Here is a 19,152-nt window from a genome sequence, read left to right as displayed (position 1 = left end):
CGATAGGAGCCGCAGATGTCCATTTTGACCCATGAATCGATGACAAATCATCATACGCCTGGGCTACTGAACCAGGTCAGCGACACGCTGCACGTCTGGTGGGATCGCTATGAGCGCCGCCGCGAGCTGTCGCAGTGGACCGAGCGCGACCTGCACGACATCGGCATGTCCCGCAGCGACATCGTTTTCGAGACCGACAAGCCGTTCTGGCGGGCCTGACAAGGACGCCTTCGCCGGCGCTGCCTCGACCGAGGGGCGCCGGCCAATTCCTTCACGCGGGGAGCGTATCATGACTGCGCTGCATCTCGACGATCTCAAGCAATACTCTGATGTGCTGCGCGCCAAGAACGGCAGCGAGATCAAGGTGCGCTTCGTCGAGCCGCGCGATCGTGAAGAGCTGCAGGCTTACATCCGCTCGCTCTCCGCCGGGTCCCGTTACAACCGCTTCCTGGGTGCACTAAGCGAGCTGCCGAAGATGGAGCTCGAGCGTTTTATTCACGTCGGCGAGGCTGACCGGTTCACGGTGGTCGCGACGATGCTGGTCGATGGTTTTGAGACCATCGTCGGCGAAGCCCGCTACGCCTTCCATGCCGATACGTCGAGCGTCGAGTTCGGCCTGTCGATCGATGACCGGTGGCAGGGCCACGGCATTGGCAAGGCGCTGCTGAAGAATCTCGAATGCCGCGCGGCGTCTTTCGGAGCCGAGCGCATCTTCGGCGACGCGCTGCGGTCCAACGCCACGATGATCGGTCTCGCCCGCAAGTCCGGCTATGCCTTCACTGCGAGCCCCGGCGATTGGAAGCTGGTGCGCTTTGCGAAAGAGATCTACGTCGAACCACAAGACATTCCCTGTGCCAGCTGGCGGCTTGCCGCCACTTCCCGCTCGGCCACGATGTCCTCGCTTGCGGTTTGACTGACTAGGCCCGGTTCTGGCCCCTCCAGAACCGGGCCCTTTTCTTTGGAACTTACTCGGGGCTACGCGCTTGCTTCGCCTCTCCCACAAAGGGAGGGGTGACTTGAAGGGCGCTACGCGCTCAATTACCCCTAAACACCGGCTTGCGCTTCTCGATGAAGGCCTGCACCGCCTCCTTGTGATCGGCCGTTGTGGTCAAGCGGATCAGCCGCTCGGCTTCGTGGTCGCGCGCGGTGGCGAAGTCGAACTGCAGTGCCTCGTCGAGATTGTCCTTCATGTAGCGCAGCGCGAGCGTCGGGCCTTCGGCCATCGACTTCGCCAGCGCGAACGCCTCGTCCTGCAGCGTCTCGTCCGGCACCACGCGGTTGACGAGGCCGATCTGCTCGCATCTTGCGGCATCGACCTTCTCGGACGTGAACATCAGCTCGCGGGCGCGCGAGGTGCCGACCAGGCGCGTCAAGAGCCAGGCCATGCCGTAGTCGCCGCTCAGCGCCACGCGCAGATAGCCGGTCGAGATGAAGGCGGATTGTGCGGCGATCCGGATGTCGCAGGCCATCGCGATCGCAAGGCCGGCGCCCACCGCCGGGCCGGGCAGCGCGGCAATGGTCGGCTTCCGTACCGAGGCCAGCGCGCCGGTGAGCAGGCGCTGGCGCTCCTGCAAGTCGGCGACCTTGTCCTCATAGGACATTTCGAGCTTCTTTGGATCGCGATTGGCGCCCATGCCCTTGACGTTGCCGCCGGCGCAGAACGCCTTGCCGGCGCCGGTGACGAGCAGCACGCCGACCTCGGGGTTCTCGCCGCAGGTCCGGATCATCGTGCGCAGCGCCGGCGTGAGCGTGTCCGACAGCGAATTGCGGGCGTCCGGACGGTTCAGCGTGATGACGGCGACGCGGTCGCGGATCACGCAGAGCAGTTCGTCGGTGCCGGTCTCGATCTTGATTTCGTGGGTCATGGTTCCTCCGGAGGCAATCGTTGCCGTCATTGCGAGGCGCGAAGCGCCGAAGCAATCCATTGCTCCGCTTGTGGCGGTGTGGATTGCTTCGCTCCGCTCGCAATGACGGATGCGGCGGGTCGTCGCCGACGTTACGCCGCTTGCATGATCTCCGTCATCTCAAAACTTCTCAACCCAGGGCCGCAATTCCAGCTCCCAGCTCCAGGCGCTGCGCGGCTGCTGCAGCACGTTCCAGTAGCTCAACGCGATCGCGTCGGGATCGAGCATCGAATCCGGGCGGTCGGCGGGCTCGGCGCGCGCGGCGCTGCGGATGCCGCCGTCGATCACGAAATGCGCGACGTGGATGCCCTGCGGCGACAATTCGCGCGCCATGCTCTGCGCCAGCCCGCGCAATGCGAACTTGCCCATCGCGAACGGCGCCGATTGCGCATAGCCCTTGACGCTGGCGGAGGCGCCGGTGAACAGGATCGCGCCCTTCTTGTTGGGCAGCATCCGCTTCGCCGCCTCCTGCGCCACCAGGAAACCGCCAAACGCCGAGACCGCGATCGCCTGCTCGACCTCGGAGGGGACGAGTTCAACGAAGGGGCCGCGCGAGCGCCCGGAGGCGTTATAGACCACGAGGTCGGGTGTTCCGATCTCGCGCTCGACCAGGCCGAACAGACGCTCGACGTCTTCCGCCTTGGTGGCGTCGCAAGCATAGGCGCGCGCGCCGGTTTCCGTGCAGAGCGCACCGAGCTTTTCGATGCTGCGCGCGCCCAGCGCGACGCGAATTCCCTCCCGCGAAAATAGCCGCGTCAGCGAGGCGCTCAGGCCCTCGCCGGCGCCGACGATCAGGGCGATCTTGTACTTCGGAATATCCATTGGGCTTTCCTTTGCTCGGCCGGAGGAGGATAGTCGTGCCCAAACAAATGAGCACCGCAACCGGGAATTCAATGCAGCCGCACAAGCAGGATCCGAAAACGTCGTCCGCCAGCCAGCCGGGCCTGCTCGCGCCCGACACGACGGGCATGAATTTCTACCGGGCCGATCCCGCGCTGACCGATCTTCTGAAGCTGCATCTGCCCGAGGCGTTGTTCCGCCACATCGAACCGCATCTTGACCGGCTCGGCGGATTGGCCGGCGGCGCTCTCGACGAATGCGCGCGGCTTGCCGACCGGCATGCGCCGGTGCTGCACCAGCGCGACAAGTTCGGCCGCGACGTGCAAACAATCGAATATCATCCGGCCTATCGCGAGATCGAGAAGGCCGCGTTCGGCGAGTTCGGCATTCACGCGCTGTCGATCCGCAAGGGCATCATGGGCTGGCCCGACAAATATTCCGTGGTGGCCAAGCATGCCTTCACCTTCCTGTTCAACCAGACCGAATTCGGCATGGGCTGTCCGATCAACGTCACCGACGGGTGCGCAAAGCTGCTGGCGAATTTCGGCAGCGAGGCGTTGAAGGCGAAATATCTCGACGGCCTGACCCAGACCGACATGAACAAGCTGACGCAGGGCGGCCAGTTCATGACCGAGAAAGAGGGGGGCTCCGACGTCGGCACGCTGACCACGCGCGCGGTGCAGGAGGGCGACTACTGGCGGCTCTATGGCGAGAAGTGGTTCTGCTCGAACGCCGACGCCAAGGTGGTGATGCTGCTGGCGCGCCCCGAAGGCGCGGGGCCGGGCACCAAGGGTGTCGGCCTGTTCCTGATGCCGCGTTTCCTCGACGACGGCTCGCAGAACCACTACCGGATCGTGCGCCTCAAGGACAAGCTCGGCACCCGCTCGATGGCCTCGGGCGAGATCAAGCTCGACGGTGCGATCGCGTATGCCGTCGGCAAGCTCGACCGCGGCTTCGTGCAGATGGCCGAGATGGTGAACTCGTCGCGGCTCTCCAACGGCGTGAAGTCGACCGCGCTGATGCGCCGTGCCTGGCACGACGCGATCACGGTCGCGAAGGGGCGTGTGGTGTTCGGCCAACGCATCATCGACCTGCCGCTGGCGCGGCGCCAGCTGATGAAGATCATGCTGCCGACCGAGCAGGCGCTGTCGATGAGCTTTTTGACCGCCGACGCGCTCGACCGCGCCGAGGCCGGCAGCCAGGATGCCGCGGCACTGCTCCGCATCCTGACGCCGACTTTGAAATTCCGCGCCACCCGCGATGCCCGCAAGGTCTGCGGCGATGCGATGGAGATGCGCGGCGGCATTGGCTACATCGAGGAATTCGTCACGCCGCGGCTGCTGCGCGATGCGCATCTCGGCTCGATCTGGGAGGGCACCGGCAACATCGTCGCGATCGATGCGCTGAAGCGCGCGGTCGGGCGCCATGGCGCCGACAATGCGCTCGCAGCCGATCTGCATGCGCGGCTCGATGACAGCCCGAACGTGCCCGAGGCCTGGCGCAACCGGCTGCGCGATCTCAGCGATCGTGCGATCGGGTTTGCGCGCGAAGTCGCAGGCCGCATTGACAATGAGGGCGATTCGCGGCGCGCCACCAGCCTGCTCTATCACGTCGCGAGCGCCGTGGCGCTGGCATGGGAGGGCGGACGTATCCACGAGATGCGTGGCGACGCGCGCCGGCTGCTGCTGTCGCGGATGGTGATCGATCACCGCGTGATGCCGGGCGATCCGTTCCGGCTTACGGAAAATACCGTTCAGCGCAGGATGACCGAGCACCTGCTCGGCGATCGCGCCGTCGGCATGGCCGAGGTTGGCGAATTGCTCGTCGCAGCGTAGGCTCGCCGTGGCCGCTCGCGCAGTCTCACCTCTCCCATCGGGAGAGGTCGGATCGCGCCAGCGATCCGGGTGAGGGGTTGCGCTCTATCGATAGACCTGAACCCCTCACCCGGACCGCATCTTCGATGCGCTCCGACCTCTCCCGTTGGGAGAGGTGGAGAGCGTGCGCAACAAAAAACATGAGAGGAAATTCCGATGAAGGCCGCCGTCCTGCATGAAGTCAATCAGCCGCTGGTGATCGAGGATGTCAGTGTGCCCAATCCGGGGCCGCGCGAGGTCCTGATCCGCACCGCGGTCGCGGGTCTCTGCCATTCCGACCTTCACTTCATGGAAGGGCTTTATCCGCATCCGCTGCCGGCGGTGCTCGGCCATGAATCGGCCGGCGTGGTCGAGAAGGTCGGCTCAGACGTCAATTACGTGAAGCCCGGCGATCACGTCGTGACCTGCCTCTCGGTGTTCTGCGGCACCTGCGACAATTGCACCACCGGCCGCACCGTGCTGTGCACCGACACCACGGTGAAGATGCTGCCCGGCGCCTCCAACCGCCTGTCGTGGGGCCGGAAGGAGAAGCTCAACCAGTTCCTCAATCTGTCGTCCTTCGCCGAGCAGATGCTGGTGCACGAGAACGCGATCGTGAAGATCAAGAAGGAGATGCCGCTCGATCTCGCCGCGCTGATCGGCTGCGGCGTCATCACCGGCTATGGCGCCGTGGTCAACACCGCGAAGGTGACCGCCGGCGAGACCGTGGCTGTGATCGGCTGCGGCGGCGTCGGCATGGCCGCGATCAACGGCGCGCAGATCGCCGGCGCCGGCCGCATCATCGCGATCGACACCAATCCAGCGAAGCTGCAGCTTGCGACCAAGTTAGGCGCCACCGACATCGTCGATCCCGCGCGCGGCGACGTGGTTCAGCAGGTGCGCGAGCTCACCGGCGGCGGCGTGCAGCACTCCTTCGAGGTGCTCGGCCGCAAGGAAACCGCCGAGCAGGCCTTCGCCATGCTCGCGGCGGGCGGCACCGCGACCATCGTCGGCATGATCCCGTTCGGCCAGAAGATCGAGCTGCACGGCTTCGACTTCCTGCGCGAGCGCCGCATCCAGGGCTCGTCGATGGGCTCCAACCACTTCCGCGTCGACATGCCGCGCCTCGTCGACTTCTACATGCGCGGTAAGCTGCATCTGGAGGACTGGATCTCGGCCAAGCTGAAGCTCAGCGAGATCAACGAGGGTTTTGCCAACATGAAAGCCGGCAAGACGCTGCGCAGCGTGATCATGTTCGATAGTTGAAGTTTCGGCCGTCGTCGCCCGGCTTGACCGGGCGACCCAGTACGCCGCGGCGGAAGTTGTGTGAATCAACTGCGGCCGCGGAGTACTGGATGCCCCGCATGAAGCGGGGCATGACAGCGGAGGGTGAGGCTGCGAACGTCGCCCTCACCGCGCGACGTGCGCTGACACTGCAAGCCATTTGCCGTTCTGCCGCGCCCAGCAGTCGGTGTAGCGGCCGTGCGCGCTCTCGCCGTCCGCATTGGTGTAGCTGGTTTGGGCGTGGATGATGGCGAAATCGCCGAGGATGCGGATCTTGACGTCCTCGGCCTTCAGTCCCTTGATCTTCACCGGGATCGCCGTCTGCTTCAGGAAAGCGGCGCGGTCGACCAGGCTCTTGTCTGGATTGGTGCAGTAGAAGTCCTGCGCCAGGATTTCATCGAAGCGCTTGACGTCGCAGTTCTGAACTGAATCGACGTAATCCTTGTTGAGCTTTGTCAGCTCTTCGAGGTCCTTGCTCATTGGTGTTCTCCCTGTTGCTCGTCATTGCGAGCGCAGCGAAGCAATCCATCGCTGTGCTCGCTGATATATGGATTGCTTCGTCGCTTCGCTCCTCGCAATGACGGCAGCAACCACCTAGTCATCGAACATCTTCGGCGGCACGAAGCCGCCGAACTCGCGCTCGATCAGCTCGGCGAGCTTCAGCGGCGTGCGGTCTTCCAGCATGGGGCCGACGATCTGCACGCCGACCGGCAATCCGTCGGGCGCAAAGCCAGTCGGGATCGCTGTCGAAGGCAGGCCGGGCAGCGTCGCGATGCCGGGCCAGGCGAGCTGGTCGGTATACACATGCGGCTCGCCGTCGATCAAAATCCGCCGCTGCTCCTGGTCGGGCGAATGATCGTGCGGATAGGCCGGCGTCGGCATGATCGGGCAGATCACGGCGTCGAACGATTTGAACAGCTCGCGCCATTGCGCGCGCAGCCGCGCGCGGCCGCCGTCGGCGATCACCCAGTCGCGATGGCTGAGCGCGATGCCGCGCAGCCGCTCGGCTTGCAGGCTGGTGTCGCTGGCCGGCAGCGCGGCTGCCGCCGCGCAGGCGCCGGCATAGACCTCGGGCGGGAAGGTCGCCCCAAGGAACGACAGCAGGATCCGCATGTAAAGCCGCGAGGACGCGGCGAAGTCCGGCAGCAGCGGGCTCGAGCGAGACACCTTCGCGCCGGCCTTGTCGAGATTGCTCGCGAGCTTGTCGATGCTTCCGCGGATCACCTTGTCGGTCGGCAGCACCGGATCGCTGTCGATCACGAGGACGCGGAAATCCTTCAGGGCGGTGTGGCGCGCCGCCGGCAGGTCCAACCGGTAGGCCTTGCCCGCTTCGAGCGGATCGGGGCCGGCCATCACGTCGAGCACGAGTGCGAGGTCGGCCGCGCCGCGAGCCATCGGGCCGATCACGGACAGGTCGCGATCGAACGGCAGCGGCGGCAGCGGCGGCGGGGTGTGACCACGCGACGGCAGCAGCGCGAAGGTCGGCTTGTGCGCATAGATGCCGCAGTGGAATCCCGGCACGCGCAGCGAGCCGCCGATGTCGGAGCCGAGCGACAATGCGCCGTAGCCCGCGGCAAGCGCCGCCGCTGATCCGCCGGAGGAGCCGCCCGGCGTGCGGCCGAGGTCGTAAGGGTTGTTGGTGGTGCCGTAGATCTCGTTGTAGCTCTGCCAGTCGGCGAGGCCGACCGGCACGTTGGTCTTGCCGAGGATGACGGCGCCGGCGTCCTTTACCCGCGTGATCGAGAGCGCGTCTTCCGCCGGCACGAAGTCCTTTTGCGGCGGGAAGCCCCAGGTCGTCGGCAATCCCGCGACGTTGAAGGATTCCTTCACCGTCATGGGAATGCCGAGCAGCGGTCTGTGCTCGCCGCGCGCGATCGCGGCATCGGCAGCGCGGGCAGCAGCGAGGCCCCGCTCGAAATCGCGCACGCAAACTGCGTTGATCTTGCCGTCATGGCGCTCGATGCGGCCGATCGCGTCTTCCGCGAGTTCGACTGCCGAGACCTGCTTGTTGCGCAGCGCCTCCGACAGTTCGACGGCGGTCTTGAAACTCCATTGCGATTTGGCCACGGCGTGCTCCCTTGTTCTGGCGGCGATCATGCGCAGAATGGAACGGGCGGGCAAGCCCGGCTTGATCGCAATTGCGCTGGCCGCCTAGCCCGGAAGCATGCGCTGCATGATGCGGTCGCGGTAGATCAGCAAGTGCACCAGCGCGGTCGCGACGTGGAGGCAGATCAGCACCAGCAGAGACCATTCTGCAGCCTGATGCAGGCCGTCGATCGCCTTGCCGGCCGCGGCATTGTCCGAGGCCAGCATCGGCAGCGGCATCACGTAGAAGAACGAGACGGTCCAGCCGCGAAACGATGCAAACAGCCAGCCGCTGATGGTCGTTGCCAGCACGAGAACATAGAGCATCCAGTGCACGGCTTCCGAGCTCAGCCGTTGCCACGCAGGCAGCGAGCTTTCCGGCGCGACCGGATGCGTCAGCCGCCAGATGAACCGCAGCATGATGAGCGCAAGGATGACGATGCCGAAGGAAATATGGAACGTCATGGCGGCGCCAGGAGCCTGACCGCGATGAATGTCCGGCATCAGCCAGCCGATCGGGTATTGCACTGCCAGCAGGGCGACGATCACCCAATGCAGCAGCTTCGCGGTGGTGCCGTAATGCAGACGACCGGTCATAAACTTTCGAGCCGTTTCTGAGATTGTCGAGCTAATCTAATACGGCGTGCTGCGCGCCGACAGATGCGCCATTGGATTGATGGGGCCGCTCGCGCTGGCGCGCTCGCTGCTCTCCTTGGTCCCGGGCACCGGGAAAGCGTATCCGATGATGGTCTTGACGACGAGCCGGTCCGACGCCGGCGTGAGGCCGTAGCCGACGCCGAAGTCGATGTCGACATCACCCACCTTGAAGTCGGTCACCGCGAACAATGTGTGTTGCTGCTGGGCGAGCGGGCTGAAGGCGCCGATCCTGCCGAAATCGGCGTAGTATTCGAGGCCGACATACACATCGTCCTTCAGCTTGCGCGCGACGCGCGCGGCCGGCGCGAAATCGGCCTCGCCATATTTGCCGAAGCCGACATCGACGATCGGGTTGACGATGAATTCATAGTCCGCGTTGCGCACGCCGATGATTGGCCGGATTTCCAGGCCCCAGCGGGTCTGCGCGAATTTCGGCATCTCGTAGCTCAGCTCGAAATTGATGCCGTAGAACAGGTTGCGCTTGTCGGCGTTCGGCGAGACGAACAGCGTGCGCAGCTTGAATGCGTCGGACAGGAATTGCCGGTCCTGCACGGCGAACGGCAGATAAAGGCCGAGCTCCCACCAATCCGTCATGCCATAGGCAAACTCCGGCGTGCCGTTGAGGCTGTGGTTGGAGGGAAAGCCGCCGGGGAAGGGCGGGTCCTTCTGGCCGATGCCGACATAGTTGAGATGCTGTTGGACGGTGAACTGGCCGACTGCCGCAATGCCGGCATTGTAGACCTGGATCTCATCGGTCGCCTGCGCATGGCTGCTGTATCCGACCGCGCCGAGCGCAATCAGCACCGCGCCGGCTATATCTCTACATTGTTGCCGGGATCGCATCGGGAGCCTCGCCGTCCTACGCCGCGCCGATCAGGATGCCGACCGCGAGCACGATCGCGCCGCCGAGCACGATCTGGAACACCGCCTGCAGGAACGGCGTGTCCATGTAGCGCGAGCGGATGAAGGCGATCGCCCACAACTCGAAGAACACGACGATCCCGGCGATCGCGGTCGCGATCCAGAATGCGTTCGGCCAGGCATCGGGCACCAGATAGGGAATGGTGTGGCCGAGGCCGCCGAGCGTCGTCATCAATCCGCAGGTGATGCCGCGCAGCCAGGGCGAGCCGCGCCCGGTCAGCGAGCCGTCGTCGGACAGCGCTTCGGCAAAGCCCATGCTGATGCCGGCGCCGATCGAGGCGGCAAGGCCGACCAGGAACGTCTGCCAGTTGTGATGCGTGGCGAAGGCGGCGGCGAACAGCGGCGCCAAGGTCGAGACCGAGCCGTCCATCAGTCCGGCGAGGCCCGGCTGCACATATTGCAGCACGAACATCCGCCGCCGCGTGCGGTCTTCCTCTGCACGCACATCGGGCTTGAGGATGTCGCCGGTCAGCTTGACCGCGAGTTTCTCGTGGCCCTTCTCCTCTTCGGCGAGATCGCCGAGCAGCCGGCGTACGCCGGTATCCTCAGCCTTTTCCGCCGCCTTGGCATAGAAGCGCTCGGCCTCGAGCTCCATGGTCTCGACTTCCTTGCGGATGGTGTCGAGCGGCAGGTTCTTGGTCAGCCAGATCGGACGCCGGCGCAGAAAGCCTTTGACGTCCTCGCGCCGGATCGGCGGCAGATGCGGGCCGAAGCGCTGCTCATAGGTCTCCAGCAGCCGATGGCGATGGCCGCGCTCTTCCTCCGCCATCTCCTCGAAGATCTTTGCGGTATCAGGATAGCGGCCGGCGAGGTCCTCGGCGAAGGACATGTAGATGCGGCTGTCCTCCTCCTCGGAGGCAATCGCGACCGCCAGCACCTCGCGCTCGGTCAGATCGGCGAAATTCTTCACGGCAACGCCTTGTTTACGGAGTTTAGAATTAGAATAATTCTAATATTTGTTCGTCAGGCCGAGGTCAATCCCGGATGGGTGCGTCTCTGCCGGTTCGTGATCAAGATCAGGGGAACTAGGCCGTGCTACGTCCGTTCGAGTTCCTGCTGTGCACGAGAGGATGCCATGGACACCGTCAAATTCCGCCTGAACGATGCGCGACTGGCGCCGCGGCGGACGAAACTCGAGATTCCGGGCTGGGCCGGCAACCGGGAGCCGCGCAGCGATGGTTCGCGCGAGCAGGTCTGGCATTGCGTGCCGTTCTCGGAAGGCGCGCAATACGGGATCGAGCTGTTCTATCCCTATGATTTCGAGCTGCACGTCACCACGAAGGACGGAAGGCTACAACTCGACGCCGATTGGGGGGAGCCGCCGGACAGCGGCGTGCAGTGGCCGCCGTTCCGGAATTTCGGCGACGCGTTCTACACCTATCAGATATTGCTCGATCTCAAGGTCGAGAAGGGCATGGCGATCCGTACCGAACCGCATCCGCGCTTCTACACCGATCGCTCCGACACCGTGCCGATCGCCGTTCCGGCGCTCGTGCGCAATTGGTGGCCGATGATGTTCTTCACGGTGTTCAAGGCGCCGGCGGAAGGGCGCACTCACATTTTCCGGCCGAACGAGCCGTTCGCCCAGATCATCGTGATTCCCGAGGAAGCGAACTTTCAGCTCGAGCAGATGGGCGAGGAGGAGGCCGCCGAACGCGAATTGCAGGCGCGCCGCATCTACAACAATCGGCCCAAACTGGCCGCCGGAACGGAATGGACGTCGTCATCGGACACGGTGTTCGACGGCACATATCGCCATCTGCACCGCGCCGCAAAGGAGAAGGCGCGCAACGATTGAGCGAGATGCCGCATCATAGTTGATAAAACAACGGGGCCCATGGGCCCCGTTGTGGTATCGCCGATCGGTCGCCCTCGCTCAGTAATCGCGACGGTAGAAGCTGTGATGATGATGATGGTGGTGATGATGGTGATGGTGGTAGCGCCGATAGCGCGGCACCACGATGACCGGGGGCTCGTAGTAGCCGCGGCGATAGTAGCCGTGATGATGGTGGTGGTGGTGGTGATGGTGGTGGTAGTAGTACTGTGCAAGCTGCACGTTCTCGCGGGCCGGAGCGGGCGCAGCCTCGTCGAGCGCCTGCAGCTTTGCGGAGGCGTTCGAGATCGGCTCCAGCAGGTCCGCGTATGAGTTCGCCTGCAGAACGTCGGCCGGGTTCGGCCCAGGCGCAGCTTCGGCGGCACCGACCGCGCCGAACGCGGCCACCGCTCCCAGAAGTCCAGCGATTTTTCTATCCATCTTTGCTCTCCTCAAAAAGTCGCCGGACCGAGCGCCGGTTTCTAGCAACGCCAATCATTGCCCAATGTTTCGTGAACCGCGCATTAACGCCCTGTGACGGGATCGTGGCGGCACGCATCTGACGCGGGACGGATGCCGGTTCGCGCGAAGAAAACCTGCCAAAACAAGAATCTAGAGCGACTGATTCGATCAGAACCGAAGTGGCTCTAGCTTGCGCGATCGAGGAACTGCAGCAGCAGCCGGCCCACTTCGTCCGGCTGCTCCTGCTGCACCCAGTGGCCGGCGCCGTCGACCAGATGGCAGCCGATCATTTTGGTACAGGCCTTGGTCTGCATCGTCTCGAACACGCCGGGCCTCTGATAGGTGCCCCAATCCTGCTTGCCCGAGATGAACGCGGATGGTTGTTCGATGCAGCGGCCGCTCCAGGTCTGCAATTCCGCCGTGAACGCGCCTGACGTCCCGCAGCGATACCATTGCAGCCCGCCCTGGAATCCCGTGCGCTGATACTCCGCGCTGTAATAGGCGAGGTCGCGGTCCGGCAGCCATGTGTTGGCGGCGATCGCCGCGCGCGACGGCATTTCCTCGGCCACCGTCGCAGCCATATCCTTGGCGAGGTCCATCACATAGTAGGTCGGCAGTTTGGCCAGCTCCCCCGCCGACCAGGATTGCAGCGGATACGGCTTGTTGTCTTTCCAGTCCGCGCTCTTGTGATGATAGTAGGCGCGCAGGAAGTCGTGCACGCCCCGTGGAGCGCGATGCATGTCGGCATTGGCCTGATGCGTCGAATAGTACCATTGGTAGTGCTTGCGCGGACGCGGCAGCGCCGCCAGCTCGCGATGCACGGGGTCTTCGTTCGCGGGTTTCGCGGGCTCACTTGCGGTGTTGAACGGCAGCGACGGCGGTCCTCCGAACGGCGCGCTCATCATGACGACAGCGCGGAACACGTCGGGGCGGATCAGCGCGCACCATGCCGCGACCGACGAGCCGAAATCATGCCCGATCACGGCATCGACGTGCGTGTAGCCGAACGCCGCCACCAGCCCAAGCGCATCGCGCACCAGATTGGGCAGGCGGAAGGGGGCGAGATCGCCGTCATACTCCGCGCTCCAGCCTGTGGTGCGGCCATAGCCGCGCTGGTCCGGCGCGATCACGTGATAGCCGGCAGCGGCCAGCTTCGGCATCACCTTGCGCCAGGAGAACGCCAGCTCGGGAAAACCGTGCAGCAGCAGCAAGCAGGGACGGCCGGCTGTTTCGAAGCCGGCCTCCAGCACATGCATGCGCAGGCCGTTGATCCCGTCGACATAACGCGAGCGGATGGTCGAGGGCAGCGGGACGTCGGGGAGCGTTTCCATCGTGCAGATCACCTGTTGGGCCTCGCCGCACAACCAGCGCATTTTGCTGTATGCTGGCGGCCATCGACTCACGATAGCAACTTTGGCCACGGGATGCATACCGCATGCGCCACGCGAGGATTGCAGAGCTGCCCGGCTGGATGTCGCGTCTCGGTCTGATGATCGTGGCCGCCGGCCTGATGCTGATGTCCGCGGTCCGCGCGGCCGACATCAGGGAGCTCACCGAAAAATTGCCGCGCGCCTATATCGGCGAATTCCTGTGGGATGGCGACAACACGGTGCAGAACGTCGTCATCACCTTCGACAAGGTGCAGGCCTTGAACGAGCAGAACGCGGAAGCCCGAGGTTGCGGTTCATATGAGGTCGGCCGTCTTGTGACCAGGATCGGCGTGCAGATGTTCATCCGGCTGTCCGATCTCGAAGTCGAGATCTTCGAACGGTCGCCCGATGGCAACGGTGCATTCGAGACCGACGGCAGCCACCGCGGCAAGCTGTCGGAAGATTTTCAGCACATCGACGCGCAATGGACCAGCACGGCATCAGGCAAGCACGGCCAACTGCATCTGCGCGCCGCGGCGTCGGTGGCATGCGGACCGGCAGAGGATTTGTAGGTCGGTGGGTTGGGCGCAAGCGGCGTCCCGCATGCGCTCTTCATCCTCCTGGAGGGGGGGCGGATCGCCTGCACGATTTCGGAATATTGGAAATATATCCCTGAGTTGCCTGACGTGTCAAGTTGCCTTGTCGAACGCCGGCAGCCGCCAGCTCCTTTGCATGGGGTTGTTTTCGATATTTTGGCCGCGCGCGGCGGTGGCCATCCAGGGGAGGTGAACCGCGGTCACGCCCTGGCAGGCGCCTTCGGCCAGTATCTGTCGCGCAGATGCCGCTTCACCAGTTTCCCGGTCGGGGTCCGCGGCAACTCTTGCTCGAAGTCGATGCTCTTCGGGCATTTGATCGGCGACAGATGCTGGCGGCAGAACGCGATCAGCTCGGCCTCGAGCTCCTTGCCGGCCCTGGCGATGTCGTGCGGCTGCACCACGGCCTTGACCTCTTCGCCCATCTCCTCGTTGGGCACGCCGAACACCGCGACGTCGGAGACCGCGGGATGCGTGATCAGCACGTCCTCGGTCTCCTGCGGATAGATGTTCACGCCGCCGGAGATGATCATGTAGCTCTTGCGGTCGGTGAGGTAGAGGAAGCCCTCTTCATCGAGGTAGCCGACGTCGCCGAGCGTCGACCAGCCCTTGGCGTTGTAGGCCTTCTTCGTCTTCTCGGGATCGTTGTGATAGCTGAAAACCGGCGCGTCGGCGAAATAGACCTGGCCGATCTGGCCGGTCGGCGCCTCCTCGTCGTTCTCGTCGAGAATCTTGACCTTGCCGACCACGGCGCGGCCGACCGTGCCGCGATGGGTCAGCCATTGCTGCGAGGTCGAGACGGTGACGCCGTTGCCTTCGGAGCCGGCGTAATACTCGATCAGGATCGGTCCCCACCATTCGATCATCTTGGCTTTCACGTCGACCGGGCAGGGTGCCGCGGCGTGGATCGCTCCTTTCAGCGATGAGACCTTGTAGCGGGCGCGCACCTCGTCGGGCAGCTTCAGCATGCGCACGAACATGGTCGGCACCAGCTGCGACTGCGTCACCTTGTGCTTCTCGACCTGCTTCAGGAATTCCTCGGCGTCGAAATGCTCCATGATGACGGAGGTGCCGCCGAGCACCGTCGCCATCATGTTGAAGCGTAGCGGAGCCGCGTGATAGAGCGGCGCCGGCGACAGATAGATGCTGTCGGCGTTCATGCCGCACATATCGGCGGTGAGGATCCGCAGGAACGGGTTCGGCACGTCGATCCGGTTGCCCTCGAACTCCTTCTTGATGCCCTTGGGCCGGCCGGTGGTGCCGGAGGAATACAGCATGTCGTAGCCGGCGACCTCGTCGGCAACCGGCGTGGTCGGCTGCGCGGCGGCCTCCTTGTCGTAGGAGCGGAAGCCTGGTGCCGGCTCATCCATCATGTAGAACAGCGGTTCGTCCGGCTCGCCCTTGATCAGGCCCTTCACCTTGTCGGCGCATTGCGGCGTGGTGATGAACACCTTCGCTCCGCAGTCTTTGATGATGTAGGCGATCTCCTCTTCCGTCAGGTAGCGGCTGATCGCCGTGTAATAGAGCCCCGAGCGCTGCGCCGCCCAGCAGATCTCCATGAAGGCGAGGCGGTTTTCCATCAGGAGCGCGATGTGGTCGCCGGCCTTCAGGCCGAGCGAGCGGAACAGATGTGCGCCCTGGTTCGAGAGCTCGTCGAGCTCGCGATAGGTAATCGCCTTGCCGCTGCCCGCCATCTGGTAGGCGATCTTGTTCGGATGGTTGCGCGCGTGGATGGACGGGTGGGTCAAAGATGTTTCCTCAGGTGGTGCGTCGTCCCTGCGAAAGCAGGGACCCATAACCACCGTGTTGTGTTGTTGAAACGGGTTGGGGCCGCAGCCCGGCATAACCACATCGACCTGTGGTTGATGGTGTGGACGGCCCCCTACGGCATCAGTGTGCCAGAATGAGGTTGTTGTAAATCTCAGACAAGGAGACCGTCCGTGAGAGAGATTATCCGTATTGGGATGGATACGTCGAAGCATATTTTTGTGCTGCATGGAGTTGACGCGGCGGAACAGCCGGTGTTGCGCAAGAAGCTGTCGCGCAAGCAGGTGCTTGAGTTTTTTGCCAAGCTTCCGCCGACCGTGATCGGGATGGAGGCCTGCGGGGCGGCTCATTACTGGGGGCGCGAGCTTGGCAAGCTTGGCCATGAGGTGAAGCTGATAGCGCCGCAGTTGGTGAAGCCTTATGTGCTGCGGAACAAGAACGACGGGCGAGATGCGGATGGGGTGTGCGAAGCGATGGGCCGACCGCGGATGCGGTTTGTGCCGGTGAAGAGCGCCGAACAGCAGGCCGCGCTGATGCTTGCAGGTGTCCGCGATGGGCTGATCGGCCGCCGTACCCAGCTCAGCAATGCGATCCGCGGCTACGCGGCGGAGTTTGGCCTGATCGCGCCGAAGGGGTTGGACAAGATCGAGCCGCTGTTGGCCCGGATCACGCAGGACGAGAGCGTTCCCGCTATGGCGCGCGAGCTGTTCGCCATGCAGGGCCGTGACTATGCGCAGTTGCAGGGTGAGCTGAAGGCGGTCGAGGCCAGGCTGCTGGCCTGGCACCAGGCCAACGCCACAAGCCGTCGTCTGGCCCAGATCCCCTCGGTCGGTCCGATCATCGCGACCTCGCTTGTGATGAAGACGCCGGACCCGCACGCCTTCCGCTCCGGCCGCTTGTTCGCGGCCTGGCTCGGCCTGACGCCCAAGGACCATTCCACCGCCGGCAAAACCAGGCTCGGCAAGATCACCCGCGCTGGCGACGAGACCCTGCGTCGCCTGCTCGTGGCCGGGGCGACCGCGGTGATCCGGCAGGCAAGGCTCGGGCGCGGCCACCCCTCGCGCTGGCTCGTGGCGTTGCTCAGGCGCAAGCCGCCGAAGCTTGCGGCCGTGGCGCTCGCCAACAAGGTGGCCCGCATCGCCTGGAAGCTGATGGCGACCGGCGAGAGCTATGATGCCGCACGCATGAACGCTGTCACCTAACAGGTCGGCCGGCCGGACGTAGCGCTCGCCGGACGAACCGGAGCTGCAAGAGCAGATGGAATGATCGATCGATCCAGAACGCGAGACAAGCCGCGGGACCCATTGGCCTTCACAAGGTCGCCAGGTTGTTTGGCACTCGCGTCGCGGAAACCATCTTGGCCCAGCGATCAACACGATCGCATCAAACAGGCCGGACATATGGATGACAGCGATCCGACCAATCCCAGAAAGCTCTTGTGCCACGGGGGCCGTCCACATATGGGTCCCGGCTCAAGGCCGGGACGACACTTTTTGTGTGGCCGCTTGTACGGCTCGTTTGTCCGTTGATGCGGACTCTCTCTTACAACCGCTCGACGATCGTGACGTTCGCCATGCCGCCGCCTTCGCACATGGTCTGGAGCCCGTAGCGCTTGTTGCGCTGCTTCAGGGCGTGCAGCAGCGTCGTCATCAGCTTGGTGCCGGAGCCGCCGAGCGGATGGCCGAGCGCGATCGCGCCGCCATTGACGTTGAGCCGGGCCGGATCGGCGCCGGTGGTCTTCAGCCACGCGGTCGGCACCGAGGCGAAGGCCTCGTTGACCTCGAACAGGTCGATGTCGTCGATTGTCATGCCGGCCTTCTGCAGCGCACGCTGGGTTGCCGGCAGCGGCGCTTCCAGCATGATCACGGGGTCGCCGCCCATCATGGTGAGGTGATGGATGCGCGCCATCGGTTTGACGCCGAGCGCCTTGAGGCCCTTCTCGTTGACGACCATGACGCCGGAGGCACCGTCGCAGATCTGGCTGGCGCTCGCCGCGGTCAGCTTGCCGTTCTCGGCGATCAGCTTGACGCCCTTGATGCCGTCGAGGCTGGCGTCGAAGCGGATGCCTTCGTCGATGTGGTGGGTGTCGGTCGAGCCGTCGGCGCGGGTGATTGTCACCGGCACGATCTCGTCCTTGAAGTGGCCGGCTTGCGTGGCCGCGATCGCGCGCTGATGGCTGTTGTAGGAATATTCGTCGAGCTCGTCCTTCGACAGGCCGTACTTCTCGGCCATCATCTCCGCGCCGGTGAACTGGCTGAAGACGATGTTGGGATATTTCGCCTCAATGCCCGGGCTCTTGTAGTGGCCGAAGCCGTTCTTGGCGGGCAGCGAGGAGGCGAGGCCCATCGGCACGCGGGTCATCGATTCCACGCCGGCCGCGATCACACAGTCCATGGTGCCGCTCATCACGGCCTGCGCCGCGAAGTGCAGCGCCTGCTGCGAGGAGCCGCACTGGCGGTCGATCGAGGTCGCGGGCACGCTCTCCGGCAGCTTCGAGGCCATCACCGCGTTGCGCGCGACGTTGGTGGACTGCTCGCCGGTCTGCATCACGCAGCCCATGATCACGTCCTCGACCTGCGCCGGGTCGGCGCCTGATCGTTCGACCAGCGCATCGAGCACGGTGGCGGCCAGATCGGCCGGATGCCAACCGGAAAGACGCCCTCCCTTGCGGCCGCCGGCGGTGCGGGCGGCGGCGACGATATATGCCTCGGCCATGTCTGATCTCCCTGATGTTTCTGGATTGGGCTGTTTTGAAAGTTGGGCCGGATTTAAGGGGTGGCTCAGCATTTAGTCAATCAATCAATTAACTCTTGAGTGCAGCCCCGCCATGGGCTTATGTGCGGCCTCGATTTACCGGCGAGCCAAGAAACAGCCGGGGACACAGAGCGGGACCAGAGCGCAGTTGAATACCAGCGTACCGACGAAACTTCCGGCCGGCAAAAATGCCACTGCCGACAAGCTATTGGTCGCAGCCAGCGAGCTGATGATCGAGCGCGCCTCGATCGAGGTGTCGCTGTCCGATATCGCGCAGAAGTCGGGCGTCAACGCCGCGCTGGTGAAATATCATTTCGGCAACAAGGACGGGCTGCTGCTGGCGCTGTTGGCGCGCGACGCCGCCACCGAGATCTCGCAGCTCGAATATCTCCTGGCGCAGCCGATCACGCCGTCCGCGAAACTGCGCCTGCATATCGGCGGCATCATTCGCGCCTATCACCAGTTCCCCTATATGAACCGGCTGATTCATTATCTCCTGCACGAGAGCTCGACTGCCGCCGCGAACGAGGTGTCGAAATTCTTCGTCGCGCCGCTTTTGGATTTTCACCGTCGGCTGCTCGCCGAAGGCATCAAGGCCGGCGAGTTTCGCAAGATCGATCCGGTGCTGTTCTACACCAGCCTGATCGGCGCCTGCGATCACCTGTTCTTCGGCCGCCACGCGATGTCGCGCGCGGTCGGCGTCGGTCCGGTCACGGACGAGGTCTGCCGCGAATACATCAAGCACATGGAAGCGCTGATCTTCGGCGGCGTGCTCAATCCCGATAAGGAAACGGCGGCGGTTATCGCCGGATAGCAAGTTCGAAGTCTAGAGAAGAAACGCCCAAGGAA

Annotated in this window: 19 protein-coding genes; 8 read left to right on the top strand and 11 right to left on the bottom strand. The window is 64.2% G+C overall.

From position 1 onward, the window contains the following. The first annotated feature begins 15 nt into the window (after nucleotides 1-15). Nucleotides 16-219 (top strand): DUF1127 domain-containing protein, encoded by a 204-nt coding sequence (locus tag HU230_RS30215; RefSeq protein WP_176528689.1) that lies wholly within the window; start codon nucleotides 16-18, stop codon nucleotides 217-219. A gap of 70 nt (nucleotides 220-289) precedes the next feature. Further along, complete coding sequence (locus tag HU230_RS30210) at nucleotides 290-913, top strand: GNAT family N-acetyltransferase (RefSeq protein WP_176528690.1); 624 nt, start codon at nucleotides 290-292, stop codon at nucleotides 911-913. Between the two features lie 121 nt (nucleotides 914-1,034). Here HU230_RS30210 and HU230_RS30205 read toward each other — a convergent pair whose 3' ends face one another. Together HU230_RS30205 and HU230_RS30200 are read right to left on the bottom strand one after the other, a co-directional pair. Then, on the bottom strand, nucleotides 1,035-1,865 hold the full coding sequence (locus HU230_RS30205; protein WP_176528691.1) for an enoyl-CoA hydratase: 831 nt from the start codon (nucleotides 1,863-1,865) through the stop codon (nucleotides 1,035-1,037). A gap of 159 nt (nucleotides 1,866-2,024) precedes the next feature. Further along, the gene (locus tag HU230_RS30200; RefSeq protein WP_176528692.1) at nucleotides 2,025-2,726 is read right to left on the bottom strand and encodes an SDR family NAD(P)-dependent oxidoreductase; all 702 of its coding nucleotides are present in this window, start codon (nucleotides 2,724-2,726) and stop codon (nucleotides 2,025-2,027) included. 71 nt (nucleotides 2,727-2,797) lie between these two features. Here HU230_RS30200 and HU230_RS30195 point away from each other — a divergent pair, with 71 nt between their 5' ends. Together HU230_RS30195 and HU230_RS30190 are read left to right on the top strand one after the other, a co-directional pair. Further along, on the top strand, nucleotides 2,798-4,579 hold the full coding sequence (locus tag HU230_RS30195) for an acyl-CoA dehydrogenase family protein (protein ID WP_176534801.1): 1,782 nt from the start codon (nucleotides 2,798-2,800) through the stop codon (nucleotides 4,577-4,579). Between the two features lie 195 nt (nucleotides 4,580-4,774). Continuing rightward, nucleotides 4,775-5,863 carry a Zn-dependent alcohol dehydrogenase gene (locus HU230_RS30190; protein WP_176528693.1) on the top strand — a complete coding sequence of 363 codons (1,089 nt, stop codon included), beginning with the start codon at nucleotides 4,775-4,777 and terminating at the stop codon, nucleotides 5,861-5,863. A gap of 144 nt (nucleotides 5,864-6,007) precedes the next feature. On the opposite strand, the gene HU230_RS30185 is transcribed toward HU230_RS30190, so the two are convergent. The 5 genes from HU230_RS30185 to mbfA all read right to left on the bottom strand — a co-directional run bounded on the left by HU230_RS30185 (nucleotide 6,008) and on the right by mbfA (nucleotide 10,454). Beyond that, on the bottom strand, nucleotides 6,008-6,361 hold the full coding sequence (locus tag HU230_RS30185; RefSeq protein ID WP_176528694.1) for a nuclear transport factor 2 family protein: 354 nt from the start codon (nucleotides 6,359-6,361) through the stop codon (nucleotides 6,008-6,010). A 114-nt stretch (nucleotides 6,362-6,475) separates the two neighbouring features. Beyond that, nucleotides 6,476-7,948, bottom strand: coding sequence for an amidase (locus tag HU230_RS30180; RefSeq protein WP_176528695.1), 1,473 nt, complete (start codon nucleotides 7,946-7,948; stop codon nucleotides 6,476-6,478). A gap of 84 nt (nucleotides 7,949-8,032) precedes the next feature. Then, nucleotides 8,033-8,563 (bottom strand): cytochrome b, encoded by a 531-nt coding sequence (locus HU230_RS30175; RefSeq protein ID WP_176528696.1) that lies wholly within the window; start codon nucleotides 8,561-8,563, stop codon nucleotides 8,033-8,035. 36 nt (nucleotides 8,564-8,599) lie between these two features. Beyond that, nucleotides 8,600-9,427: a hypothetical protein gene (locus HU230_RS30170; protein ID WP_224943715.1), complete on the bottom strand. Its 828-nt coding sequence runs from the start codon at nucleotides 9,425-9,427 to the stop codon at nucleotides 8,600-8,602. Between the two features lie 55 nt (nucleotides 9,428-9,482). Next, nucleotides 9,483-10,454: an iron exporter MbfA gene (gene mbfA / locus HU230_RS30165; RefSeq protein WP_173640298.1), complete on the bottom strand. Its 972-nt coding sequence runs from the start codon at nucleotides 10,452-10,454 to the stop codon at nucleotides 9,483-9,485. Between the two features lie 165 nt (nucleotides 10,455-10,619). On the opposite strand from mbfA, the gene HU230_RS30160 reads away from it, so the two are divergent. After that, a complete protein-coding gene (locus HU230_RS30160) occupies nucleotides 10,620-11,342 on the top strand; it encodes a hypothetical protein (protein WP_176528698.1) in 723 nt (240 codons plus the stop codon). 78 nt (nucleotides 11,343-11,420) lie between these two features. Here HU230_RS30160 and HU230_RS30155 read toward each other — a convergent pair whose 3' ends face one another. Both HU230_RS30155 and HU230_RS30150 read right to left on the bottom strand, forming a co-directional pair. Then, entirely contained in the window at nucleotides 11,421-11,798 is a 378-nt protein-coding gene (locus tag HU230_RS30155) for a hypothetical protein (RefSeq protein ID WP_176528699.1), read from the bottom strand. Between the two features lie 206 nt (nucleotides 11,799-12,004). Further along, nucleotides 12,005-13,150, bottom strand: coding sequence for an alpha/beta fold hydrolase (locus tag HU230_RS30150; RefSeq protein WP_176528700.1), 1,146 nt, complete (start codon nucleotides 13,148-13,150; stop codon nucleotides 12,005-12,007). A 104-nt stretch (nucleotides 13,151-13,254) separates the two neighbouring features. On the opposite strand from HU230_RS30150, the gene HU230_RS30145 reads away from it, so the two are divergent. Further along, nucleotides 13,255-13,761 (top strand): hypothetical protein, encoded by a 507-nt coding sequence (locus HU230_RS30145; protein WP_176528701.1) that lies wholly within the window; start codon nucleotides 13,255-13,257, stop codon nucleotides 13,759-13,761. 224 nt (nucleotides 13,762-13,985) lie between these two features. Here HU230_RS30145 and HU230_RS30140 read toward each other — a convergent pair whose 3' ends face one another. Further along, nucleotides 13,986-15,530, bottom strand: coding sequence for an acyl-CoA synthetase (locus HU230_RS30140; protein WP_176528702.1), 1,545 nt, complete (start codon nucleotides 15,528-15,530; stop codon nucleotides 13,986-13,988). A gap of 192 nt (nucleotides 15,531-15,722) precedes the next feature. On the opposite strand from HU230_RS30140, the gene HU230_RS30135 reads away from it, so the two are divergent. Continuing rightward, nucleotides 15,723-16,751, top strand: a complete 1,029-nt coding sequence (locus tag HU230_RS30135; RefSeq protein ID WP_176528479.1) for an IS110 family RNA-guided transposase — start codon at nucleotides 15,723-15,725, stop codon at nucleotides 16,749-16,751. A gap of 340 nt (nucleotides 16,752-17,091) precedes the next feature. Here the strand turns inward: HU230_RS30135 and HU230_RS30130 are convergent, their stop codons facing one another. After that, nucleotides 17,092-18,264: an acetyl-CoA C-acetyltransferase gene (locus HU230_RS30130; RefSeq protein WP_176528703.1), complete on the bottom strand. Its 1,173-nt coding sequence runs from the start codon at nucleotides 18,262-18,264 to the stop codon at nucleotides 17,092-17,094. 187 nt (nucleotides 18,265-18,451) lie between these two features. Between HU230_RS30130 and HU230_RS30125 the strand changes: the two genes are divergently transcribed. Further along, on the top strand, nucleotides 18,452-19,117 hold the full coding sequence (locus tag HU230_RS30125) for a TetR family transcriptional regulator (RefSeq protein ID WP_176528704.1): 666 nt from the start codon (nucleotides 18,452-18,454) through the stop codon (nucleotides 19,115-19,117). The last annotated feature ends 35 nt before the right edge of the window (nucleotides 19,118-19,152 follow it).

Origin of the sequence: Bradyrhizobium quebecense (assembly GCF_013373795.3) — a bacterium.
In the GTDB taxonomy this organism is placed as follows: Bacteria; Pseudomonadota; Alphaproteobacteria; order Rhizobiales; family Xanthobacteraceae; genus Bradyrhizobium; species Bradyrhizobium quebecense.
This window is presented reverse-complemented; position numbering and strand designations above follow the sequence as displayed.